Annotated in this window: 18 protein-coding genes and 3 tRNA genes; 12 read left to right on the top strand and 9 right to left on the bottom strand. The window is 73.3% G+C overall.

Features of this window, described 5'->3' with window-relative positions; translation table 11 throughout:
• Positions 1-2 precede the first annotated feature (2 nt).
• The 3 genes from AC5L30_RS16795 to AC5L30_RS16785 all read right to left on the bottom strand — a co-directional run bounded on the left by AC5L30_RS16795 (position 3) and on the right by AC5L30_RS16785 (position 265).
• Positions 3-74: transfer RNA gene (locus AC5L30_RS16795), tRNA-Val, on the bottom strand.
• A gap of 13 nt (positions 75-87) precedes the next feature.
• Positions 88-158, bottom strand: a tRNA-Cys gene (locus tag AC5L30_RS16790).
• 34 nt (positions 159-192) lie between these two features.
• A tRNA-Gly gene (locus tag AC5L30_RS16785) sits at positions 193-265 on the bottom strand.
• Between the two features lie 387 nt (positions 266-652).
• Here AC5L30_RS16785 and AC5L30_RS16780 point away from each other — a divergent pair.
• The 3 genes from AC5L30_RS16780 to AC5L30_RS16770 all read left to right on the top strand — a co-directional run bounded on the left by AC5L30_RS16780 (position 653) and on the right by AC5L30_RS16770 (position 4958).
• On the top strand, positions 653-1255 hold the full coding sequence (locus tag AC5L30_RS16780) for a TetR/AcrR family transcriptional regulator (protein WP_494868277.1): 603 nt from the start codon (positions 653-655) through the stop codon (positions 1253-1255).
• Positions 1256-1305: 50 nt separating this feature from the next.
• Positions 1306-1887, top strand: coding sequence for a TIGR03086 family metal-binding protein (locus AC5L30_RS16775; protein WP_494868276.1), 582 nt, complete (start codon positions 1306-1308; stop codon positions 1885-1887).
• Positions 1888-2027: 140 nt separating this feature from the next.
• Positions 2028-4958, top strand: coding sequence for a M36 family metallopeptidase (locus AC5L30_RS16770; protein WP_494868275.1), 2931 nt, complete (start codon positions 2028-2030; stop codon positions 4956-4958).
• Between the two features lie 42 nt (positions 4959-5000).
• On the opposite strand, the gene AC5L30_RS16765 is transcribed toward AC5L30_RS16770, so the two are convergent.
• Complete coding sequence (locus AC5L30_RS16765; protein WP_494868273.1) at positions 5001-5894, bottom strand: hypothetical protein; 894 nt, start codon at positions 5892-5894, stop codon at positions 5001-5003.
• Between the two features lie 150 nt (positions 5895-6044).
• Here AC5L30_RS16765 and AC5L30_RS16760 point away from each other — a divergent pair, with 150 nt between their 5' ends.
• The 5 genes from AC5L30_RS16760 (at position 6045) to AC5L30_RS16740 (ending at position 10601) form a co-directional block, all read left to right on the top strand.
• On the top strand, positions 6045-6713 hold the full coding sequence (locus AC5L30_RS16760; protein ID WP_494868271.1) for a class I SAM-dependent methyltransferase: 669 nt from the start codon (positions 6045-6047) through the stop codon (positions 6711-6713).
• 9 nt (positions 6714-6722) lie between these two features.
• Entirely contained in the window at positions 6723-7901 is a 1179-nt protein-coding gene (locus AC5L30_RS16755; RefSeq protein WP_494868269.1) for a cytochrome P450, read from the top strand.
• A 35-nt stretch (positions 7902-7936) separates the two neighbouring features.
• Complete coding sequence (locus AC5L30_RS16750; RefSeq protein WP_494868268.1) at positions 7937-8785, top strand: polysaccharide deacetylase family protein; 849 nt, start codon at positions 7937-7939, stop codon at positions 8783-8785.
• 89 nt (positions 8786-8874) lie between these two features.
• Positions 8875-9807 (top strand): ABC transporter ATP-binding protein, encoded by a 933-nt coding sequence (locus AC5L30_RS16745; RefSeq protein ID WP_494868267.1) that lies wholly within the window; start codon positions 8875-8877, stop codon positions 9805-9807.
• Positions 9804-10601, top strand: a complete 798-nt coding sequence (locus tag AC5L30_RS16740; protein ID WP_494868266.1) for an ABC transporter permease — start codon at positions 9804-9806, stop codon at positions 10599-10601. Before AC5L30_RS16745 ends, AC5L30_RS16740 begins: the two co-directional genes overlap by 4 nt.
• A gap of 37 nt (positions 10602-10638) precedes the next feature.
• Here AC5L30_RS16740 and AC5L30_RS16735 read toward each other — a convergent pair whose 3' ends face one another.
• Genes AC5L30_RS16735 through AC5L30_RS16720 form a run of 4 tightly spaced genes read right to left on the bottom strand, consistent with a single transcriptional unit; the run spans position 10639 to position 14859 of the window.
• Positions 10639-11316 carry a response regulator transcription factor gene (locus AC5L30_RS16735; protein ID WP_494868265.1) on the bottom strand — a complete coding sequence of 226 codons (678 nt, stop codon included), beginning with the start codon at positions 11314-11316 and terminating at the stop codon, positions 10639-10641.
• On the bottom strand, positions 11316-12887 hold the full coding sequence (locus AC5L30_RS16730) for a sensor histidine kinase (RefSeq protein WP_494868264.1): 1572 nt from the start codon (positions 12885-12887) through the stop codon (positions 11316-11318). The genes AC5L30_RS16735 and AC5L30_RS16730 overlap by 1 nt, the downstream gene beginning before the upstream one ends.
• A gap of 54 nt (positions 12888-12941) precedes the next feature.
• Complete coding sequence (bioD, locus tag AC5L30_RS16725) at positions 12942-13667, bottom strand: dethiobiotin synthase (RefSeq protein ID WP_238660882.1); 726 nt, start codon at positions 13665-13667, stop codon at positions 12942-12944.
• Positions 13668-13722: 55 nt separating this feature from the next.
• On the bottom strand, positions 13723-14859 hold the full coding sequence (locus AC5L30_RS16720) for an 8-amino-7-oxononanoate synthase (RefSeq protein WP_494868263.1): 1137 nt from the start codon (positions 14857-14859) through the stop codon (positions 13723-13725).
• A 156-nt stretch (positions 14860-15015) separates the two neighbouring features.
• On the opposite strand from AC5L30_RS16720, the gene bioB reads away from it, so the two are divergent.
• Genes bioB through AC5L30_RS16705 form a run of 3 tightly spaced genes read left to right on the top strand, consistent with a single transcriptional unit; the run spans position 15016 to position 16719 of the window.
• Positions 15016-16011 (top strand): biotin synthase BioB, encoded by a 996-nt coding sequence (gene bioB, locus AC5L30_RS16715; RefSeq protein ID WP_396714655.1) that lies wholly within the window; start codon positions 15016-15018, stop codon positions 16009-16011.
• A gap of 5 nt (positions 16012-16016) precedes the next feature.
• Positions 16017-16208, top strand: coding sequence for a biotin synthase auxiliary protein BsaP (gene bsaP / locus AC5L30_RS16710; protein WP_494868262.1), 192 nt, complete (start codon positions 16017-16019; stop codon positions 16206-16208).
• Positions 16209-16212: 4 nt separating this feature from the next.
• A complete protein-coding gene (locus AC5L30_RS16705; RefSeq protein ID WP_091400729.1) occupies positions 16213-16719 on the top strand; it encodes a GNAT family N-acetyltransferase in 507 nt (168 codons plus the stop codon).
• A gap of 1 nt (position 16720) precedes the next feature.
• Here the strand turns inward: AC5L30_RS16705 and AC5L30_RS16700 are convergent, their stop codons facing one another.
• Positions 16721-17248 (bottom strand): DUF488 domain-containing protein, encoded by a 528-nt coding sequence (locus AC5L30_RS16700; RefSeq protein WP_494868261.1) that lies wholly within the window; start codon positions 17246-17248, stop codon positions 16721-16723.
• 228 nt (positions 17249-17476) lie between these two features.
• On the opposite strand from AC5L30_RS16700, the gene AC5L30_RS16695 reads away from it, so the two are divergent.
• On the top strand, positions 17477-19621 hold the full coding sequence (locus AC5L30_RS16695; protein ID WP_494868259.1) for an acyltransferase family protein: 2145 nt from the start codon (positions 17477-17479) through the stop codon (positions 19619-19621).
• Positions 19622-19636 lie beyond the last annotated feature (15 nt).

Raw genomic sequence — 19636 nt, 5'->3', positions numbered from 1 at the left:
GGTGGGCGATACTGGGTTTGAACCAGTGACCTCTTCCGTGTCAAGGAAGCGCGCTCCCACTGCGCCAATCGCCCGTGCTTGTTGCCGAGGTGGGGACGGGATTTGAACCCGCGTACACGGCTTTGCAGGCCGTTGCCTCGCCTCTCGGCCACCCCACCGAGGTTGCCCCCGTCATGCGTGGCGGCAGCTCCGAGCGGACGACGGGATTCGAACCCGCGACCCTCACCTTGGCAAGGTGATGCGCTACCAGCTGCGCTACGTCCGCACGCCCCCGGACGTTCCCGGGTGACGGATGAGAACTTTAGCCGAGCCGGTGTTTGACTGCCAACTCGGGGTCGCCTCGGCGCGTCCCGGGTGGCCGGGGCTGCACCGGAGCCACCTCCGGTGGGCTTCCTAGGCGGCTGGCCTGGTGTCCGAATCCCGCACCGATCGTCACACTCCGACATCACTAGGCAATGATCGTCATCATCGCGTCGCAGGCCCGGCCGTCGACCTCTCCGCTGCCCGGCACCGGGCCACGGACCTCGACGAACACTCTCCGTGGAACGACCGACGGCACCCGGAGGAAGTGTCCGGCTTCCGACTGTCACCGCGCGGATCAGCGCGCGGTGGTAACTGTTCGTGTTCACTCGGATGGGCTACGGTAACGGTCGTGACGAGACGTGCGGCCGAGATCCGCCTGGATGCCCTGCTGCGCACCGCCTGTGACGTGATCGTGGAGCGCGGTCTGGCCAACACCCGGACGGCCGACGTGGCGAACGCCGCGGGCGTGAGTCAGGCGTTGGTTTTCTACCACTTCGCGACCAAGGAGCGGTTGCTCGCGCAGGCTTTCGCGTACGCGGTCGAACAGGATCTGGCCCGACTGGACGCGGTGACCCGCTCCTCGGCCCCACCGCTGACCAAGCTCCGCCGAATCCTCAAGCTCTACACCCCGGCCGGGCGGGCCACCTCCTGGTCAATGTGGATCGACGGCTGGTCCGAGTCGCTGCGTACCCCTGAGTTGGAGAAGGTCTCCCGCCGGCTCGACCTGCGCTGGCGGCAGGACCTGGCCGCGGTGATCACCGCCGGGGTGGCCGAAGGCACCTTCCAGTGCGCCGACCCCGACGGGGCCGCCTGGCGGATCAGCGCGGTGATGGACGGCCTTGCCGTCCAGCTCGCCGTGCACGACCGGGTGATCTCGCGCCGGCAGTTCGGCGAGTGGGTCCGGCTGGTCACCGCCCGAGAGCTCGGCCTGGCCCCGGCCGACCTGGACTGAGCCGGGCAAAACGGGCTCGGCCGGCCCTGCCGACCGGAACAATCGGCAGCATGGATCTCCTGGAGGCGTACCGCCGGAGCCTGGCCGAATTCATCGACCGGGTGGACCAGATCGAGCCCGGCCAGTGGTCCGACCCGACGCCCTGCTCGGACTGGGACGTCCGCACGCTGGTCAACCACGTGGTGACCGAGGACCGGTGGAGTGTTCCGCTGCTCGCCGGCCGGACCATCGACGAGGTCGGCGACCGGTTCGACGGTGACCAGCTCGGCGCGGACCCGATCGCGACGGCCCGGGAGGCCGCCGCGCAGGCCGAGATCGCCGCCACCCACCCCGGCACGGTCGACCGCACCGTGCACCTCTCCGGCGGCGACACCCCGGCCACCGAGTACCTCCAGCAGCTCCTCGCCGAGCACCTCGTGCACGGCTGGGACGTGGCGGTGGCGATCGGCGCGCAGCCACGCCTCGACCCGGACGCGGTGCACGCCGCCGCCCAGTGGTTCGCCGGCCAGATCGACGCCTACCAGCGCAACAACCTGGTCCACACCGGGGTACGGGTGCCCGACGACGCCGACGAGCAGGACCACCTGCTGGCCGCGTTCGGCCGCGACCCCGACTGGGCGCCGAGCGACTGAGCAAATCTCGATCTGTTGGTGCGATAGCGGCTCGGGACCTTGCCGTGACCTCGGGAGACTGATATCCACAGATGCGCATGCGTCACCGCGCATCTGTGGTCGGCGACTCGCCGGCCATCCCTCTCCCACAAGGAGGTCCCGTGCCACAACCGGAGTGGTCACCCCCGATGAGCCGGCGTCGACGCCGGCTCATCGCCATCCTGGCGACGACGGCGACGGCCGCCGCGCTGCTCCCCACCGGAGTGAGCACCGCGGCCCCCACCGGCGGCGCGGCGTCCGCCGAGCGCCGGTCCGGACCGTTCGCCGAGGGGCACGCGCCCGCCGACGCCGACAACCGCACCGGTACGGCGGCACCCGACGCCCGCCAACGCGGCCTGGCCCGCGCCGCCGACCCCGACGTCCGGTGGAACCGGCTCGGCACCCCGCAGGCGCTCGGCCCCGGTCGCACCCCGCTCGCCAGCGGGCTGCCCGCCGACCCCGAGGCCGCCGCCCGCGCCTACCTGGCCGCCAACCGCGACCTGTTCGGCATGGACGCCGCCGCGGTGGCCAGCATGGAACGGGTGCTGGTCCGGCCGATCGGCAGCGGCACCGTCATCACCCTCCGGCAACGCTTCGGCGACCTGCCCGCCGGGCCGGACGGCCTCGTCACCCTCGCGGTCGCCGACGGAGCGGTGCTCTCGGTCAGCTCCTCGCTGGCCCGCAACACCGGCGCGCCAGCGCCGGCCACCCGCACCGCCGAGCAGGCGTACGCTGCCGCGCTCGCCGACGCCAAGCTGACCGCCAGCGCGGTGGCCAGCCACACCATCCGGTCGGTGGCCGTGCCCACCCCGCTGGACGGGCCCCGGGCCGCCTACGAGGTGACCATGATCGGCGCGGACACCGAGAATCCGGCCGCGTTCACCAGCTACGTGGACGGCACCACCGGGCAGGTGCTGGTCCGCGAGGATCTTGTCGACTACGACTCCGACAACCCGAGCTGGGCGGTCTTTCCGGCCACCCCGCCCCGCGACCTCGGCCCCGGGCAGGACCCCCGGGTGCGCTGGTGCGCCGACCCGGCCCCCGGCTGCCAGGCCGCCTCCCGCGACCCGGCCACCGGCCAACCGTGGGACGTCGACGCGGCCACCGGCGCGCCGACCTTCACCTCGCGCGGCAACTCGGCCAACACGGTGCTGTCCTGGGGCGCGAACACCCCGGTCGTGCCCGCCCCCACCAGCCCGGAACGCCGCTACGAGTACCCCTTCACCGACCAGTGGCACCAGTCGAAGTGCAACCCGGGGGTGTTCACCTCCGCCCAGCGCAACGACGCGGACGCGTCGATCGCCAACCTCTTCGCCATGCACAACCGGATGCACGACTGGTCGTACCAGCTGGGCTTCACCGAGTCGGCGTGGAACCTCCAGGCGGTCAACCTCACCCCGTCCGGGCTGGGCGGCGACGCCGAGCAGGGCCGCGCCCAGCAGGGCGCGCTGACCGGCAACCGGAACAACGCCAACCAGGGCACCCCACGCGACGGGCTGCCGCCGACCACCAACATGTACCTCTGGCAGCCGCAGGCGGGCGGGCCGTACCCGCCGTGCGTGGACGGCGACTACGACATGACGGTGATCGGCCACGAGTACACCCACGCCATCACCAACCGGATGATCGCCGGCCCGGACAGCGGGATCAGCGGCCACCAGGGCGGTGCGATGGGTGAGTCGTGGGGCGACCTGCTCGCCGCCGAGTACCTCTTCCAGCACGGGCTGCGCCCGCCGGGCGAGACGCCCTTCATCACCGGCGGCTACGTCACCGGCAACCTGGTCAGCGGCATCCGCAACTACGACCTGAGCCGCAGCCCGCTCAACTACTCCGACATCGGCTACAACACCGCCGGCCCGGCCGTGCACGCCGACGGGGAGATCTGGGGCGCCACCAACTTCCGGGTCCGCTCCGCCCTGGTCAAGCGGTACGGCCTCGGCACCCCGCAGCGGCAGCTCGACTGCGCACAGGGAAAGGTCGCGGCAGACCAGTGCCCGGGCAACCGGCGCTGGTCACAGCTGGTCTTCGACTCGTTCCTGCTCCAGGCCGCCAGCCAGGTCAGCATGCTCGACATGCGGGACAACATGCTCACCGCCGACCTGCTCCGCTTCGGCGGCGCGAACCAGGACCTGATCTGGGCCGAGTTCGCCCGCTCGGGGATGGGCCGGGACGCCGCCACCAACGGTGCCGGCGACACCGACCCGACGCCGAGTTTCGCCTCGCCGCGCGGTGGCAACGCGACGCTCACCCTGCGCCCGCGCGGGGACAGCGCCGACGCGCCGATCCGGGTGTACGTGGGGGCGTACGAGGCGCGAGCCGTGCCGGTGGCCGACACCGACCCGGCGACGCCGATCCCGGACACCGTGCAGGTGGTGGCCGGCACGTACGACCTGCTCGCCGTGGCCCCCGGCTTCGGCCACCAGAGGCTCAGCGTGGTCGCCAAGGCCGGTCAGGACGGGTACGTCGACCTGCGGATGAGCCGCAACCTGGCCTCCACCGCGTCCGGCGCCACCGTCACCGGCGACGGGGTCAACCTGGCCCGGGTCGTCGACGACACCGAGGCGACGAACTGGGCGTCCCTGGACGGGGTCGCCGGCCGGCAGCTCACCGTGACGCTGCCCGGGGACGCCCCGCAGACGGTCAAGCGGGTGAACGTCAGCGCGATGCTGCGCCCGGCGATCACGGGCGACGCCGACACCGGCGCCCAGAACGCGCTCAGTGCCCTGCGCTCGTTCGCGGTGTCCACCTGCAACGCGACGACCACCGACTGCGCCGACCCGGCGCGCTGGCAGCGGATCTACACCAGCGCGGGGGACGCGTTCCCCGGCGGGGCGTACCGCGCGTACAGCCGCGACATCAACCTCCGGACGTTCGCGGTACCCACCACCCTCGCCACCCACCTGCGCCTTGAGGTGCTGGCGAGCCAGTGCACCGGCGGCCCGCACTACGCGGGCGAACAGGACGACGACCCGGCCACGACGACGGACTGCGCGACCGCCAGCCCGGCCCGCAGCCAGGTCAGGATCGCCGAGTTCCAGGCGTTCTCGAAGTGACACCGTGGGGCCGGCGGTGTCCGCCGGCCCCACCGTCCTCGATCAACGGCGGGCCGGTCGCCGCCAGGGGTCGGCCATCGCCGGGCGCTCCCAGCGCCGGTCCGCCGGGGGGCCGTCGGCCTCGTCGGCGTCCCCGGCCGGTGTCCGGGTCAGCTGCCGCAGCCGCAGCAGCAGCCCCATCCCGAGGAAGAGCAGCAGCCCGCCGAGCAGGAACGCGGCCTGCACCACGCCGAACGCGCCGGACTGCGAGACCGGACGGCTGGCCGCCGGTGGCGCGGCGTCGGCCGGGTACTCCGCGACCGCCTCCTCCGTCGCCGCGCCCTCGCCCTCGGTCGGCGCAGTCGCCGATTCGGTGGGCTCCGGCGGGGTCGCCGTCGGCTTCGGCGTACCGGTCGGGACGCCGCCCACCCCCACCACCGAGCGGGTGGCGGTCTGCCGGGCCAGCAGGCGCAGGTTCGCGTCGTACGCCTCGGCGGCGAGAGTGACCCGCCCCTGGGTGACGTCCTCGGCGAAGGCCACCCGGTAGCGGGCCGTGACCGTGCGACCCGGGCAGAGCGTGCCCGGGTCGAGCTGCCGGTCGGTCAACCGGGCCACGTCACCCTCGGTGCGGATCTCCAGCGGAAAGTCGCCGTTCTCCTCCACCCGGTCCATCTTCACCTGGTCGAGCCGGAGGCCCTGCACGCTGAGCACCATCGACCAGCGCACCTTCGCGCACCCGGCGCGCCGATCCGTCTGGGAGACCACCGCGGAGATCGTCCGCACCTGGTCGCCGGCGGTGAACCGTCCGGGCAGGCCGCTCATCTCGGTGGTGAAGGCCGCCTGTGCCGGGGCGGCCACCGCCAGCTCCACCCCGCTCAGACAGGCCAGCACCACCCCTGCCCTCAGCGCATACCGCCACACCGTCACCACCGCCGTCCTCCGTTCGGTCGCCTCCACCCCGCAACGCTAGAAGCGGAGTACCGGCCCGACCAGACGGGTGTGTTCGCACCGGACGGCAAGGACAGGGCGGCTTTTCACCGACCGTGGTGAACCGGTCACCGCTCCCCCGCGACACGCCGGGAGTGGGGCCGCTGGGAGAATCGGGCCGTGTCCGAGCTCTCCAGCACGTTCGTCCGGCTGCACGCCCGGCTGGCCCCGGTCCCCTTCGTACCCGAGGTGCGGCTGCACCAGGCGGACGAGCCGATCGGGCTGTGGGAGCTCACCGAGGGCGAGTTCTCCAGCGACCGGCCGCCGCCGTTCTGGGCGTTCGCCTGGGCCGGCGGGCAGGCCCTCGCCCGCTACGTGACCGACCACCCGGAGCTGGTCGCCGGCCGCCGGGTTCTCGACCTCGCCTCCGGCTCCGGCCTGGTGGCTATCGCCGCCGCCCGCGCCGGCGCGGCGTCGGTGCGGGCCGTCGAGGTGGACGAGCTGGCGGTGGCGGCGGTCGCCCTCAACGCCGAGGCCAACGAAGTACGCGTCGACGCCGAGTTCGGCGACATCCTCGACGGGGACGCCGGGGACGCCGAGGTGGTGCTCGCCGGGGACGTCTTCTACAGCGACGCGATGGCCCGCCGGGTCCTGCGGTTCCTGCTGCGCGCCGCCCGGGCCGGCGCGCCGGCGCTGGTCGGTGACCCCGGCCGGGCGTTCCTGCCCCGGGACCGCTTCGACGAGGTGGCCGCGTACGACGTGCCGGTGCCGGAGGCGCTGGAGAGTGTGCGGGTGAAGCGCACCACCGTCTGGCGGCTGCGCACCGGCCTGCCGGGAGCCTCCGGCTAGCGTGTCCGGGTGCTGTTCCGCAGCTGGGCGCAGGTGGCCGACCCCGCATGGCCGGACGTGGCCCGGGTGCCGGACCACGTCGGCGGTACCCACCTGGTCGTCACCCGGCACGCGCTGGTCCGCCAGGTCCTCGCCGACCCGGTCAGCTACCGGCCGGACAACGCGCTGGACGCGGTGACGCCGATGCCGGTGACCGCGCTGCGGGTGCTCGCCGGGCACCGGTTCCGGCTGCCGCCGACCCTGGCGAACAACTCGGGTGCCAGCCACCCGCAGATCCGGGCGATCGTCGCGGCGGCGTTGCATCCCGCCCGGGTCGCCGCGCAGCGGCCCTGGCTCACCGCGCTGGTCCGGGACCGGGTCGCCCGGCTCGGCGCCGCGCTCGACGCCGGCGAACCGGTCGACCTGTACGCGGACCTCGCCGCCGACCTGCCGCTGCTGGTGCTGGCCCGGCTGGTCGAGTTGCCGGACGCGCCGGTCGGCGCGGTCAAGGAGTTCGCCCGCGCCGCGCTGGAGTTGTTCTGGGCGCCACTGGACGCCGACCGGCAGGTGGCGCTCGCCGCCGAGGTGGGCCGGTTCCACCGGGTACTGCGTGACTTCGCGGCCGTCGGTGGCGGGTTGGCTGCCGAGCTGCGCGCGGCCGGGCACCCGCCGGACGTGGTGGTCGGCGCGCTCTTCTTCCTGCTGGTCGCCGGGCAGGAGACCACCTCGCAGTTCCTCAGCCTGCTGCTGCACCGGCTGGCCGGCGAGCCCGCGGTACGGGCCGGCCTGCGCACCGGCGAGGTCGCGGTGGCCGACGTGGTGGAGGAGGGGTTGCGGTTGGAACCACCGATCGTCACCTGGCGGCGGGTGGCGACGACGCAGAGCACGCTGGGCGGCACGGAGGTGCCGGCGGGCAGCAGCCTCGTGCTGTGGCTGGGCCGCGCCGGTCGGGACCCGGCGGTCGTGGAGTCGCCCGACGAGTTCCGTCCGGGCCAACGTGGATCACGCCGACACCTGGCGTTCGGGGCGGGCGCGCACCGCTGCGTCGGGGACGTGCTGGCCCGGATGGAGGCGGCCGTGGTGGTGGCCGAGACCGCGCCGCTGCTGGACGGGGTGACCGTGCTCCGCCCGCCCTGGTGCCCGGACAACCTCACCTTCCGGATGCCGGACGCGTTCGTGGTTCGCCGCTTCCCGGGGTCACCGGGCTGACCGGATCCTGATCTCCGCTCGGTATGTTTCCGGGCGTGCCAGCCACCCCCATCCGTCGGATCCCTGCCGTCGTAACGCTTCTGGCCCTGTTGGCGTTGACTGCCTGCACAGTCACTCCCAGCCACCCGGCCCACGCCCGGCAGATCACCGTGGTCCAGCCGACTCCGTCCGCTCCGGCGCCGACCCCCTCGGCCTCGCCGTCCCCGACCGCGAAACCCGCGTTCAAGAGCCTGGCCTGGTACGTGTCCCAGGTGCCGACGTTTCCCGAGGCGCCGCCGCCGCAACCGGTAGCGCTGCCCACGACCGGTTCGGCCCCGTTCTGGCACCGTCTGCCGACCGACCAGAAGGTCGCCTTCATCACCATCGACGACGGTGGGCTGGCCCGCCCGCCGGGGGTCATCGACTTCATCTGGGAGGCGCGCATCCCGGTCACGATGTTCCTCAACTCTCCGGCGGCGGAGGAGCACACCGACTACTTCCGGCAGATCGAGGCGGTGGGCGGGGTCGTGGAGAATCACACCATCTCGCACAATTCGCTGGCCGGCCGGTCGTACGACTACCAGAAGCAGGAGATCTGCGGTGCCGCGGACAAGCTGGAAGGGCTGTTCGGCAAGCGGCCCACCCTCTTCCGGCCACCGTTCGGCGAGCATGACAGCACCACGCTGAAGGCCGCGCACGACTGCGGCGCGAAGGCGGTCTTCCACTGGACCGAGACCGTCCACGAGGGGAAGGTGCGCTACCAGACCCCGGAGAAGATGGTCCAACCCGGCGACGTGCTGCTGATGCACTTCCGGCCGGCGCTGATGGACGACCTGCTCGCGGCGTTGAAGGCGATCCACCGGGCCGGGCTCACCCCCGCGCTGCTGGAGCAGTACATACGGTGATCAGCCCGCCACCGGCCTGACGAAAGTCAGGGGTGGGTGGTGCCGTTCGGGCGCGGCGCGGCAGCGGGCCGCTCGCCTAGCGTCAACGCATGATCACATTACGTGGGTTGACGAAACGGTTCGGGTCGACCGTCGCGGTCGACGCGTTGACCGTCGACATCGCGCCCGGCCGGGTCACCGGCTTTCTCGGCCCCAACGGCGCCGGGAAGTCCACCACCATGCGGATGATCCTCGGGCTGGACCGTCCCACCGCCGGGCAGGCCCTGGTCGGCGGGCGCGCGTACCGGGAGTTGCGCCGGCCGCTGCACGAGGTGGGCGCGCTGCTCGACGCCCGGGCCATCCACCCGGCCCGGTCCGGCCGGGCGCACCTGCGGGCCATGGCGCACAGCAACGGCATCCCGATCCGCCGGGTCGACGAGGTGCTGGACACCGTCGGGCTGGACGGACGGGCCGCCGGTAAGCCGGGGCGGACGCTCTCCCTCGGCATGGGCCAACGGCTCGGCATCGCCGGCGCGCTGCTCGGCGACCCGCCGGTGCTGATGTTCGACGAGCCGGTGAACGGCCTCGACCCGGACGGGGTGCGCTGGGTGCGGCAGCTGATGCGCTCACTGGCCGACGAGGGGCGGACGGTCTTCGTGTCCAGCCACCTGATGAGCGAGATGCAGCTCACCGCCGACCAACTCGTGGTGATCGGCCGGGGGCGGCTGCTCGCCGACGAGCCGATCGGCGCGGTGATCGCCCGCAGCACCGTCGCGGTCCGGGTCCGCAGCCCGCACCCGGACGGGCTGGCCGCCCTCGCCGCGCGCCTCACCGCCGCCGGGGCGACCGTCGAGGCGGCCGACCGCAACGAGCTGACCCTCACCGGCGCCACCGCCGACCAGGTCGGCGACCTGGCCCACGAGCTGGGGGTACGACTGCACGAGCTGAGCGCGCACGCCGCGTCGTTGGAGCAGGCGTTCATGGAGCTGACCGCCGACAGCGTCGAGTACGCCGGCGGCCCGACCGGAGGTGGGGCGCGATGAGCACCGACACCCGTCACGGCACAGGGTCGAGCTGGGCCGGGATGCCCGACGTGGCCGCCGAGTGGACCAAGCTCTCCTCGGTGCGGAGCACCTGGTGGACGGCACTGGCCGGGCTGCTGGTGATGGCCGCGAGCGCCGGCCAACTGGCCATCTACGCCGCGAACGCCAACACCAACGACGACCCGACCGACGACCGGGGAACGGTCACCGTCGGCAGCGTGCTGATCGACTCGGTCGAGCTGACCCAGTACGTGGTGCTGGCGCTGGGCCTGCTCGCGATCACCGCCGAGTTCACCAGTGGCACCATCCGGACGACGTTGCAGTGCACCCCGTCCCGCGGTCGCGTACTGCTGGCCAAGGCCGCCGTCACCGGCGCGGTCACCTTCGCGCTCGGGCTGCTCCTCGGCGGCGTGGGCGCCCTGGTCGCCCGGCCGGTCCTCGGCGAGTGGGGCAGCGCCCCGGCCGCCGACACGGTCGGCGACATCGTGGCGGTGGCGGCCTACCTGGCGCTGATCGGCGTGCTCGCCCTGGGCCTCGGCGCCGCGCTGCGCAGCGCGGTGCTCACCCTCACCGTGCTCCTCGCCACCCTGATGATCGTGCCGCTCTCCCTTCAGGAGCCGGACATCGACGTGCTGAACCGGATCGCCGACGTGTTCCCCGGGGTGGCCGGCGGGCACTTCCTGGCCGGCGACACCGAGCCGTACCCGCCTCTGGTCGGGCTGCTGCTGCTCGCCGGGTGGGCGGGCGCTGCACTGCTGCTGGGCCGGGCCGCACTGCGTCGGCGCGACGCCTGAGGGATGTCGGCTGAGCGGGGGCCTCCCCGGCCCCCGCTCAGCCGTCGACCAGGCCCGCCTCGTACGCGAGGATCGCCGCCTGCACCCGGTTGCGCACATCCAGGCGGGTGAAGATGCTGGTCAGATAGCTCTTCACGGTGCCCTCCACGAGGTGCAGCCGGCGGGCGATCTCGGCGTTGGAGAGGCCCGCCCCGACCAGGGCCAGCACCTCCCGCTCCCGCTCGGTCAGCCCGGCCGCACGGTCCCGGGCGGCGGGTCGACGGGCCAGCCGGTCGGCCCCCAGCTCGATCACCCGGCGGGCCACCCTCGGCGACAGGTACGCCCCGCCGTCGGCGACCGCGTGCACACCGGCGATCAGCTCACGCGGGTCGCCGGCCTTGAGCAGGAACCCGCTGGCACCGTGCCCGAGCGCCCGGGCCACGTGGTCGTCCTCGCCAAAGGTGGTCAGCATGATCGTCGCGGTGTCCGGCACGACCCGGCGGATCTCGGCGGCGGCAGCCAACCCGTCCAGCCGCGGCATCCGGATGTCCAGCAACGCGACCCGGGGTCGGTGGGCCCGGACCAGTTCCACCGCCGCGTGCCCGTCGCCGGCCTCGGCGACCACCTCGATGCCGGGATCGCTGGCGAGGATGGCCCGGACACCGGCCCGGATCATCATCTCGTCGTCGGCCAACACCACCCGGATCGGCGGTGCCCCCGTCGTGTCGGTGTCCACTACGCGATCCACTCCTTGCTGACCAGCCGGCCATCGGTGAAACAGAGTCGCCAGGTCGGCTCCGCGAGAGGGAAGTTGCCGTCGGTGTAGTACTCGCAGCCGGCCCGATCGACCGCCGCGGGGCGTTCCAACTGCCGCCGGGGCAGCCCGACCAGCTCGGACCGGGCCGCGCCGACGCGCATCTGGTCGAAGGTGGCCTGGTCCAGCACCGTCCCGGCGGTCGCCACCGGGTAGTAGACGAACGAGAGCACCAGCGCGAAACCGACCGGTGCGACGAGCGCCACCAGCAGGCTGCGCCGAACCCGCCGCCGGGCGTCGTGCAGCCGCCGCTCGGCATCCACCGGCCGCTCCGCCGCACCGGGTCGCTCGTCGGACCAGGACGTCAGCCCGACCTCGGCCACCGACCCGATCGCCTCCGGCGGCGCCGCGGTGGCCGGCAACACCGCCCGTACCGCGAAACCGCCGTCGGCCCGGTGGCCGGCGTCGAGCGTCCCGCCGGAGAGGCGGACCCGCTCGGCGAGGGCGAGCAGCCCACTGCCCTGCGACGGCGGGGCGGGCAGCGGCCCGGCCGGCGGAGCGTCGTTGACGACGGTCACCTCGACCCGGTCACCGTCGCGGGTGAGGCGCACGTCGACCGGGGCGCCCGGCGCGTACCGGGCCGCGTTGGTCAGCGCCTCCCGGACGATCCGGTGCGCCGCGTGACCGGTCATCGCCGGTAGCTCCGCGACCGCCGGGGCGGCGTCCAGTCGTACCGCCATGCCGGCCTCCCGGGCACCGTCGACCAGGTCCGCGACCGTCTCGCCGCTCGGACGCAGCGACGCGCCCGCCTCCTCGCGGAGCACCCCGATGATCTCGTGCAGTCGCTCGGTGGCGGCGGAGACGCTGGCCCGCAACTCCCCCGCCGCTGCCCGGTGCCGGTCGTCGAGGTCGGCGGCGACCTCCAGGGCGGCGGCGCGCAACGCGATCAGGCTGAGGTCGTGACCGAGCGAGTCGTGCATCTCCCCGGCGATCCGGGCCCGCTCACGTAGCCGGATCCGCTCGGCGGCACCCCGCTGCTCGCGGGTCAGCGCGTCGACGTGCCGGCGGCCGGCATCGGTCAACTCCTGCTGCTGGCGGCGGTACCGGCCGACCAACCAGGGGAACACGGCGGCGAAGAGCAGCACCGAGGCGAGCAGGAACCAGGTGGCCGCGCCGGCGCCGAGCAGCCCCAGGTTGAGCGCCGTGCCACCGGCCGTGATCAGCACGAAGACCAGGATCGCCGGACCCGCGGTGGCGCTGCGCCGACCGGCGAGATAGCTGAGGACCGGAATGGCGAACACGAAGTTGCCATCGAACAACGACCCGAGCACCGCCAGCACCAGGGCGACCAACGGCTGACGTCGACTCACCACCACCGCCGCACCGAGCAGCAGCAGCTTGCCGACCAGCAGCGGCAACGCGTACCGCGAATAGGGCGGGCTGGCCTCGGCGTAGCCGACCGGGGCGGCCACCACCACCCAGAGCAGCACGTCCAGCAGCAGGCGACGCCGCCGGTGCAGCCAACCCGGCGGCGCGGAGTCGAGAATCCGCACGGCGGTCAGGCTACCCACGCCCGACCTGCGCGGACACCGACGAAAGTCAGGTGTTCAGCCGCTCTCCTCGGCCCAGACCCGCCAGTCGTCGAGCACGCCGTGCAGGGCCGGGGTGAGCCAACCCGGCGCGGACCGCCGGAACACGCCCGGGTCCATCGCGCCCGCGCCGTCCGGTAGCGCGCCGAGCAGGTTCGGCACCAGGTCGGTGAGGTTCGTCCAGTGCACCAGCTCCGGCCGGGCCGGCCAGGCGCCGATCACCACCCCGGCCGGCACCGCCCTACGGTCCAGCGCCTCCAGGGTCAACGCGGTGTGGTTGAGCGTGCCCAACCCGGCGCGGGCGACCACCACCGCGGGCGCGCCGAGCGACACCGCCAGGTCGGCCATCGTCCACGGCTCCCCCGACGGCCGCAGCCCCATCGGAACCAGCAGCCCGCCCGCACCCTCGATCAACACGAGGTCGTGCTTGTCGGCCTCCTCGCGGACGGCGTCCACCGCCGCGTACAACTCCAGCGGCGGCAGGTCGGCGACCCGCGCTGCGGCCAACGGGGCCAGCGGGTCCGGGTAGCTGGCCAAGGTCCGACCGGTCAGCGGCGCAGCCAGCCGGTTCACCGCGTCCACGTCGCCGGGCTCACCACCGGCCGTACCGGTCTGACCCGGTTTGACCACCGCCACCCGCAGCCCGGCCGCCTGCGCGGCGGCCGCGATCGCCGCGGTCACCACCGTCTTGCCGACCTCGGTGTCCGTCCCGGTAACCAGCACCGACCCCGCCCACCCGGTCATGGCGTCACCTCGGTTCGCGACTGCGGGGCTCGCAAACCCGGCTCACTCCTCGCGCTCATGGCGCACAATCCACGATGACGTCCAGCGCCCGCTCGAACGCCGCCCGGGGCACCCCCGCGCTGACCGTGAGGCGCAGGCGGGAGCGGCTGTCCGGGGTGGACGGCGGCCGGAAACAGCCCACCGCGACGCCCCGGTCCCGGCAGTCCGCGGCCCAGGCGGTCGCCGCCTCCGGCCCGGGAGCGGTCACCGAGATCACCGCCGCGTCCGGGTTGGAGACCGTCAGCCCGGCCGCCCGCAGTCGACCGACCGCCAGCCCCACCCGGTCGGACAGCTCGGCGCGCAGGCCGTCGCCGACCTGGGCGAGCCGCAACGCGGCATGCACACCGGCGGCGACCGCCGGTGGCAGCGCCGTGTCGAAGATGAACGTGCGGCCGGTCTCGACCAGATGCCGGACGAACTCGGCCGGGCCGGCGACGACGCCACCCGCGCCACCGAGCGCCTTGGACAGGGTGGCGGTGACCACCACGTCCGGTTCGCCGGCCAGCCCGGTGGCCGCCACCGCGCCCGCGCCGGCCGGGCCGGTCAGGCCCAGCGCGTGCGCGTCGTCGACCAGCAGCAGCGCGCCGTGCCGGCGGGCCACCGCGTGCAGCCGAGCCAGCGGGGCGAGGTCACCGTCGACCGAGAAGACCGACTCGGTCACCACCACCGCCGGGCGGCCGGGCGCGGCCGCGAGCGCGGCGGCGACCGCGTCGACGTCGGCGTGCGGGGTGACCACCGTCTCCGCGCCGGAGAGGCGGCAGCCGTCGATCAGCGACGCGTGGTTGTGCGCGTCGGAGACGAGCAGCGTCCGAGGTTGGACGAGCGCCCGCAGCGCGCCGAGGTTGGCCAGGTAGCCGGAGGAGAAGACCAGGGCGCCGTCGGTGCCCAGCCAGCGGGCCAGGTCCTCCTCCAGCGCCCGGTGCGCGTCGGTGGAGCCGCGGACCAGGCGCGACCCGGTCGCCCCCAGCCCGTACGCGGCGAGGGCCGCCGTGGCCGCGGCGATGACGTCCGGGTGCGTGGCCAGGCCGAGGTAGTCGTTGCCGGCCAGGTCGGTCATCTGATCATCGGCCGGACGCGGATGCAGTCGCCGGGTGAGCCCGGCCTTCGCCCGCAGCTGCGCGCGGCGGTCGAGCGCCGCCAGCCAGTCCGCCACCGTCACCCTCCCCCGCCGTGCGCGCCGGTAAGCCCGACACCCGCCGGGCGAAATTACCACCCGCCGCCACCGGCCCGACGATTCCACTCGGTGCGAGGTGCCAACCGGGCCGCCAGGTCATTCCGGCTGATCGGAGAGCCTTGTAGGGTACGAGCCATGCCAGAGATCCTCGACCAGGCCCGGACCCAGGTCCTGGGTGACGGTGTCGGCCTCGATCAGGCCGGCATCCTCGCCGTGCTGAACCTGCCCGACGAGCACCTGCCCGCCGCCCTCCAGCTCGCTCACGACGTGCGGATGCGCTGGTGCGGCCCGGAGGTCGAGGTCGAGGGGATCGTCTCGCTCAAGACCGGCGGCTGCCCGGAAGACTGCCACTTCTGCTCGCAGTCGGGCCTGTTCACCTCTCCGGTGCGCTCGGTCTGGCTGGACATCCCGTCGTTGGTGGAGGCGGCGAAGCAGACCGCCGCGACCGGGGCGACCGAGTTCTGCATCGTCGCCGCGGTCCGCGGCCCGGACGCCCGGCTGATGAAGCAGATGCGCGAGGGCGTGGCCGCCATCAAGGCGGAGGTCGACATCCAGGTCGCCGCGTCGCTGGGCATGCTCAGCAAGGAGCAGGTCGACGACCTGGTCGACATGGGCGTGCACCGTTACAACCACAACCTGGAGACCTGCCGGTCGTACTTCCCCAACGTGGTCACCACGCACTCGTGGGAGGAGCGCTGGGAGACGCTGCGGATGGTGCGCGACTCCGGCATGGAGGTGTGCTGCGGTGGCATCCTCGGCCTCGGCGAGACCGTCGAGCAGCGGGCCGAGTTCGCCGCGCAGCTCGCCGAGTTGAACCCGCACGAGGTGCCGCTCAACTTCCTCAACCCGCGCCCTGGCACACCGCTCGGTGACCGCCCGGTGGTGGAGGGCAAGGACGCGCTGCGGGCCATCGCCGCGTTCCGGCTGGCCATGCCGCGCACCATCCTGCGGTACGCCGGTGGGCGCGAGATCACCCTCGGCGACCTCGGCACCCGCGATGGTCTGCTCGGCGGCATCAACGCGGTGATCGTCGGCAACTATCTGACCACGCTGGGTCGACCGGCGACGGCCGACCTGGAACTGCTGGACGAGTTGAAGATGCCGGTCAAGGCGCTCTCCGCCACGCTGTGACGACCATGACGACGACGGAGCGGTGGTGCGACCGGTGTGGTGAGTCGGCGACGGCCACCGCTCATCCGGCCTGCGCGTCGGCCCGCCAGTTGGAGCCGCCCCGGTTCTGCCCCGGCTGCCGACGCCGGATGAAGGTGCAGGTGCTGCCGGTGGGCTGGTCGGCGGTCTGCGTCGAGCACGGCGAGATCCGGGGCTGAGCCGATGCTGCGGGGGCGGGCGGTGACACTACGACCGGCGACGGTCGCGGACGTGCCGGCCCTCGCGGCGATCCGGGCCGACCCGGAGGTACGCCGGTGGTGGCGGGGCGGCGACGACCTGGCCGATTCGGTCCGCGCCGACCTCGCCGACGACGACCTGCACGTGTACGCGATCGAGCACGACGGCCGGGTGATCGGCGCCATTCAGTGGTACGCCGAGGCGGACCCGGACTACCGGCACGCCAGCCTGGACGTCTTCCTCGACCCGGCGGAGCGGGGCGCCGGCCTCGGTGGGGACGCCATCCGTACCCTGGCCCGACACCTGATCGACGAGTACGGCCACCACCGCTTCACCATCGACCCGGCCGCGGCGAACAGCGCCGCCATCCGGGCGTACGCGAAGGTTGGTTTTCGCCCGGTGGGGGTGCTGCGCCGCTACGAGCGCGGCGCGGACGGGCGCTGGCACGACGGCCTGTTGATGGACCTGCTCGCCGACGACCTGGTGGAGTGACTCAGTCGTCCCAGAGCAGGTGGCCGTCGGGCAGTCGGCGGGCGCCCTCGGCCGGCCGGTGGGGGCTGAGGCGGCCGCCCGGCATCAGGTGCGCCACGGGGACTCCGCTGCCCAGCGTCGCGACGTCGGCGATCAACCGCCGGTGGCAGCGCCACCACACGCTCTCGCTGCACATGATCGCGGTGGTCCGACGATCCGCCCCGGCGAGCACCTCGGCGAGCGCGTCGTCGAACTCGGCCGTCCGTGTGTGGGCGGCGTACGCCCGGAACGCCGCGACCGTCCACCAGGTATCCGGCTCCGGCTCCCCGGCGGGGACGTGCCGCCGTCCGCCGAGCCGCGGCTCCCAGCGGTAGTCGACGCCCCACTCAGGCAGCCACCGTTCGAGTTCCTCGCGGCGGACGTCCGGGTTGGTGCGGCTGGCTGGGTATCGCCGCACGTCCACCACCTGGGCGACCCCGGCGCCGGTCAGCAACTCTCCCAGCCGGCCCCGATCGGCCGCGCCGTGCCCGACGGTCAGCAACTCCCGCACGACCGTGGTTTGCCCTGAATCCCGCCGACCTATCCACCCGAGTTCGCCCGCGAGGGCCGGGCGCCGCGAAATCTTGAACAGTTGTCGTCATCCCGGGCGTACCCAGGATGCAGATCGTGGACAGTTACCGTCCGGGCGGAACGGTAACTGTCCACGATCTCGCCGCGGCGCCGTCTGCTATTTGCGGCATTTGCTCCCTAAAGTCCATATCGGGCTTATCGTGCCTTGGTGGCGGTGGAGACGAGGCGACCAGACCCGATCGCCGGCCCGATTCTTGCGGGCCGGTTCCGTGGCGACATCGAAGGGCTGCGTGGGCTGGCGCTCGTGCTGGTGCTGGTCGGACACGCGGGTGTTTCCGCGCTCCCGGCCGCGTTCGTCGCCGTCGACGTCTTCTTCGTGATCTCCGGCTTCCTGATCACCGGGCTCCTCGTCGACGAGATCCGCCGGACCGGCGGAATCCGCATCGTCGACTTCTACGCCCGCCGCGCCAAGCGGTTGCTGCCGGCCGCCAGCGTCGTCCTCGTGGCGAGCCTCCTGCTCACCTACCTGTTCCTGCCACCGATCCGCTGGTCCGAGACCGCGCGGGACGCCTTGGCCAGCGCCGTCTACGCGATGAACTGGCGGCTGGTGGAGCAGTCGACCGACTATCTGCGCTCGGAGGAGGCCCCCAGCATTCTCCAGCACTTCTGGTCGCTCGCCGTGGAGGAGCAGTTCTACCTGGTGTGGCCGCTGCTCCTGCTCGTCGTCGCCCTGCCTGTTGCGCGCCGCGCGTCCCGGCGTTCCGGCGCGCGGCTGTCGACCTCGCGCGGTCGGCACCGCCGGCCGTTTCTCGGCGACCGGATGTCCCCGTGGCTGCTCGCCGCCTTCGCCCTGATCGGCATCCCGTCGCTGGCCTGGTCGATTCACCTGAGCCAGGCCGAACCCGCGCGGGCGTACCTCGTCACCACCACCCGGATGTGGGAACTGGCGCTGGGCGGTGGTCTGGCGATCCTGGGTGGGCACCTGTCCCGGCTGCCGCGTCCGGCCGCGATCACGCTCGGCTGGGCCGGTATGGCCACGATCGCCCTCGCCGCGACACTGATCCGACCGGAGACGGCGGCGTACCCGGGATATTTGGCGTTGCTGCCCACCCTCGGCGCTGTCGCGATCATCGCGGCCGGCCCCGGTGCCGGACGATACGGGCCGGCTCTCCTGCTCAACAGGCGGCCGACGCGCGCGGTCGGTGCCGTGTCGTACTCGTGGTACCTGTGGCACTGGCCGCTGCTGGTGGTGGCGGAAGCGCGGTGGGGACCGTTGGGAACCACAGTCGGCCTCGCGATGATCCTCTGTTCGGCGGTCCCGGCGGTGCTGACCTACCACCTGGTGGAGAATCCGTTCCGGTACGCACGGATCTCCAAGGCCCGCGTGCTGCGAATGGGACTGGCCGCCACCAGCCTCACCGTCCTCAGCGGAATCGGACTACAACTGGCGGTCCGACCACCCGGCGCGGCCCAGGCACCACTCGCCGGGGCCGCCTCGGCGGAGGCGTCACCCGGGGCCGGGAGGGCGGCGGCGCCGGTGGACCGGTTCGCCCGCATCACACCCGATCCGCTCGACGCCCGCGACGACCTGCCCGACGTCTACCGGGACGACTGCGTCACCCAGGCACAGGAGTCGAGCCTGCGCAGCTGCACCTACGGCGACCGTGACTCGGCGGTCGAGGTGGCCCTGGTCGGGGACTCCCACGCGGCGCACTGGGTGCCGGCCCTACAGGTCATCGCGGCGGAGCGGGGCTGGCGGCTGGTCACCTACATCAAGACGACGTGTTCCTTCCTGACCGCGCCGACCAGCATCGCCGGACGGTCGGACCACAGCTGCACGGAGTGGAACCGCAACGTACGGACGGCGCTCACCGGCGAGCGGCGGCCCCGGCTGCTCATCGTCTCCAGCGTGACCCAGATCCCGTTGGTCGACGGCAGCACGCCGCAGCCGGGACCGGCGACGGCGGACGCGCAGACGGCGGCGTTGTCGCAGACCTGGTCGGAGATGACCAGGGCCGGCCTGCCACTGGTGGTCATCCGGGACACCCCGTCGTTCACGGTGGACATGGCCGAGTGCGTCTCGGCCCATCGCGAGCGGCTCACCACCTGCGCGCAGCCCCGCAAGCGCGCGCTCGCCTGGGGCATACCGCAGGAGCGGGCCGCAGCCGCACTACCCGACGTGCGCCTGGCCGATCTCAACGATGCCATCTGCCCCACCGAACCGTGCCCCGCGGTGATCGACGGGTTGCTCGTCTACCGCGACGCACATCACCTGACCGCCACGTACGCCCGCAGTCTCGCCCCGCGGCTGCACGACCGGTTGCGTCAACTCGTGCCACAACACCTGCCGTAGGGAGGCTTGGCCGCA

The organism is Micromonospora sp. BQ32 (assembly GCF_059358895.1).
The sequence above is the reverse complement of the archived record's forward strand: the minus strand, read 5'-3'. Positions and strand labels throughout refer to the sequence as shown.

Excerpts from the sequence above, each read along its gene's own strand:
- AC5L30_RS16775 (WP_494868276.1), top strand. The coding sequence starts at position 1,306 with ATGGATCTCCTGGAGGCGTACCGCCGGAGCCTGGCCGAATTCATCGAC.
- AC5L30_RS16745 (WP_494868267.1), top strand. The coding sequence starts at position 8,875 with ATGATCACATTACGTGGGTTGACGAAACGGTTCGGGTCGACCGTCGCG.
- AC5L30_RS16740 (WP_494868266.1), top strand. The coding sequence starts at position 9,804 with ATGAGCACCGACACCCGTCACGGCACAGGGTCGAGCTGGGCCGGGATG.
- bioD (WP_238660882.1), bottom strand. The coding sequence starts at position 13,667 with ATGACCGGGTGGGCGGGGTCGGTGCTGGTTACCGGGACGGACACCGAG.
- bioB (WP_396714655.1), top strand. The coding sequence starts at position 15,016 with ATGCCAGAGATCCTCGACCAGGCCCGGACCCAGGTCCTGGGTGACGGT.
- bsaP (WP_494868262.1), top strand. The coding sequence starts at position 16,017 with ATGACGACGACGGAGCGGTGGTGCGACCGGTGTGGTGAGTCGGCGACG.
- AC5L30_RS16705 (WP_091400729.1), top strand. The coding sequence starts at position 16,213 with ATGCTGCGGGGGCGGGCGGTGACACTACGACCGGCGACGGTCGCGGAC.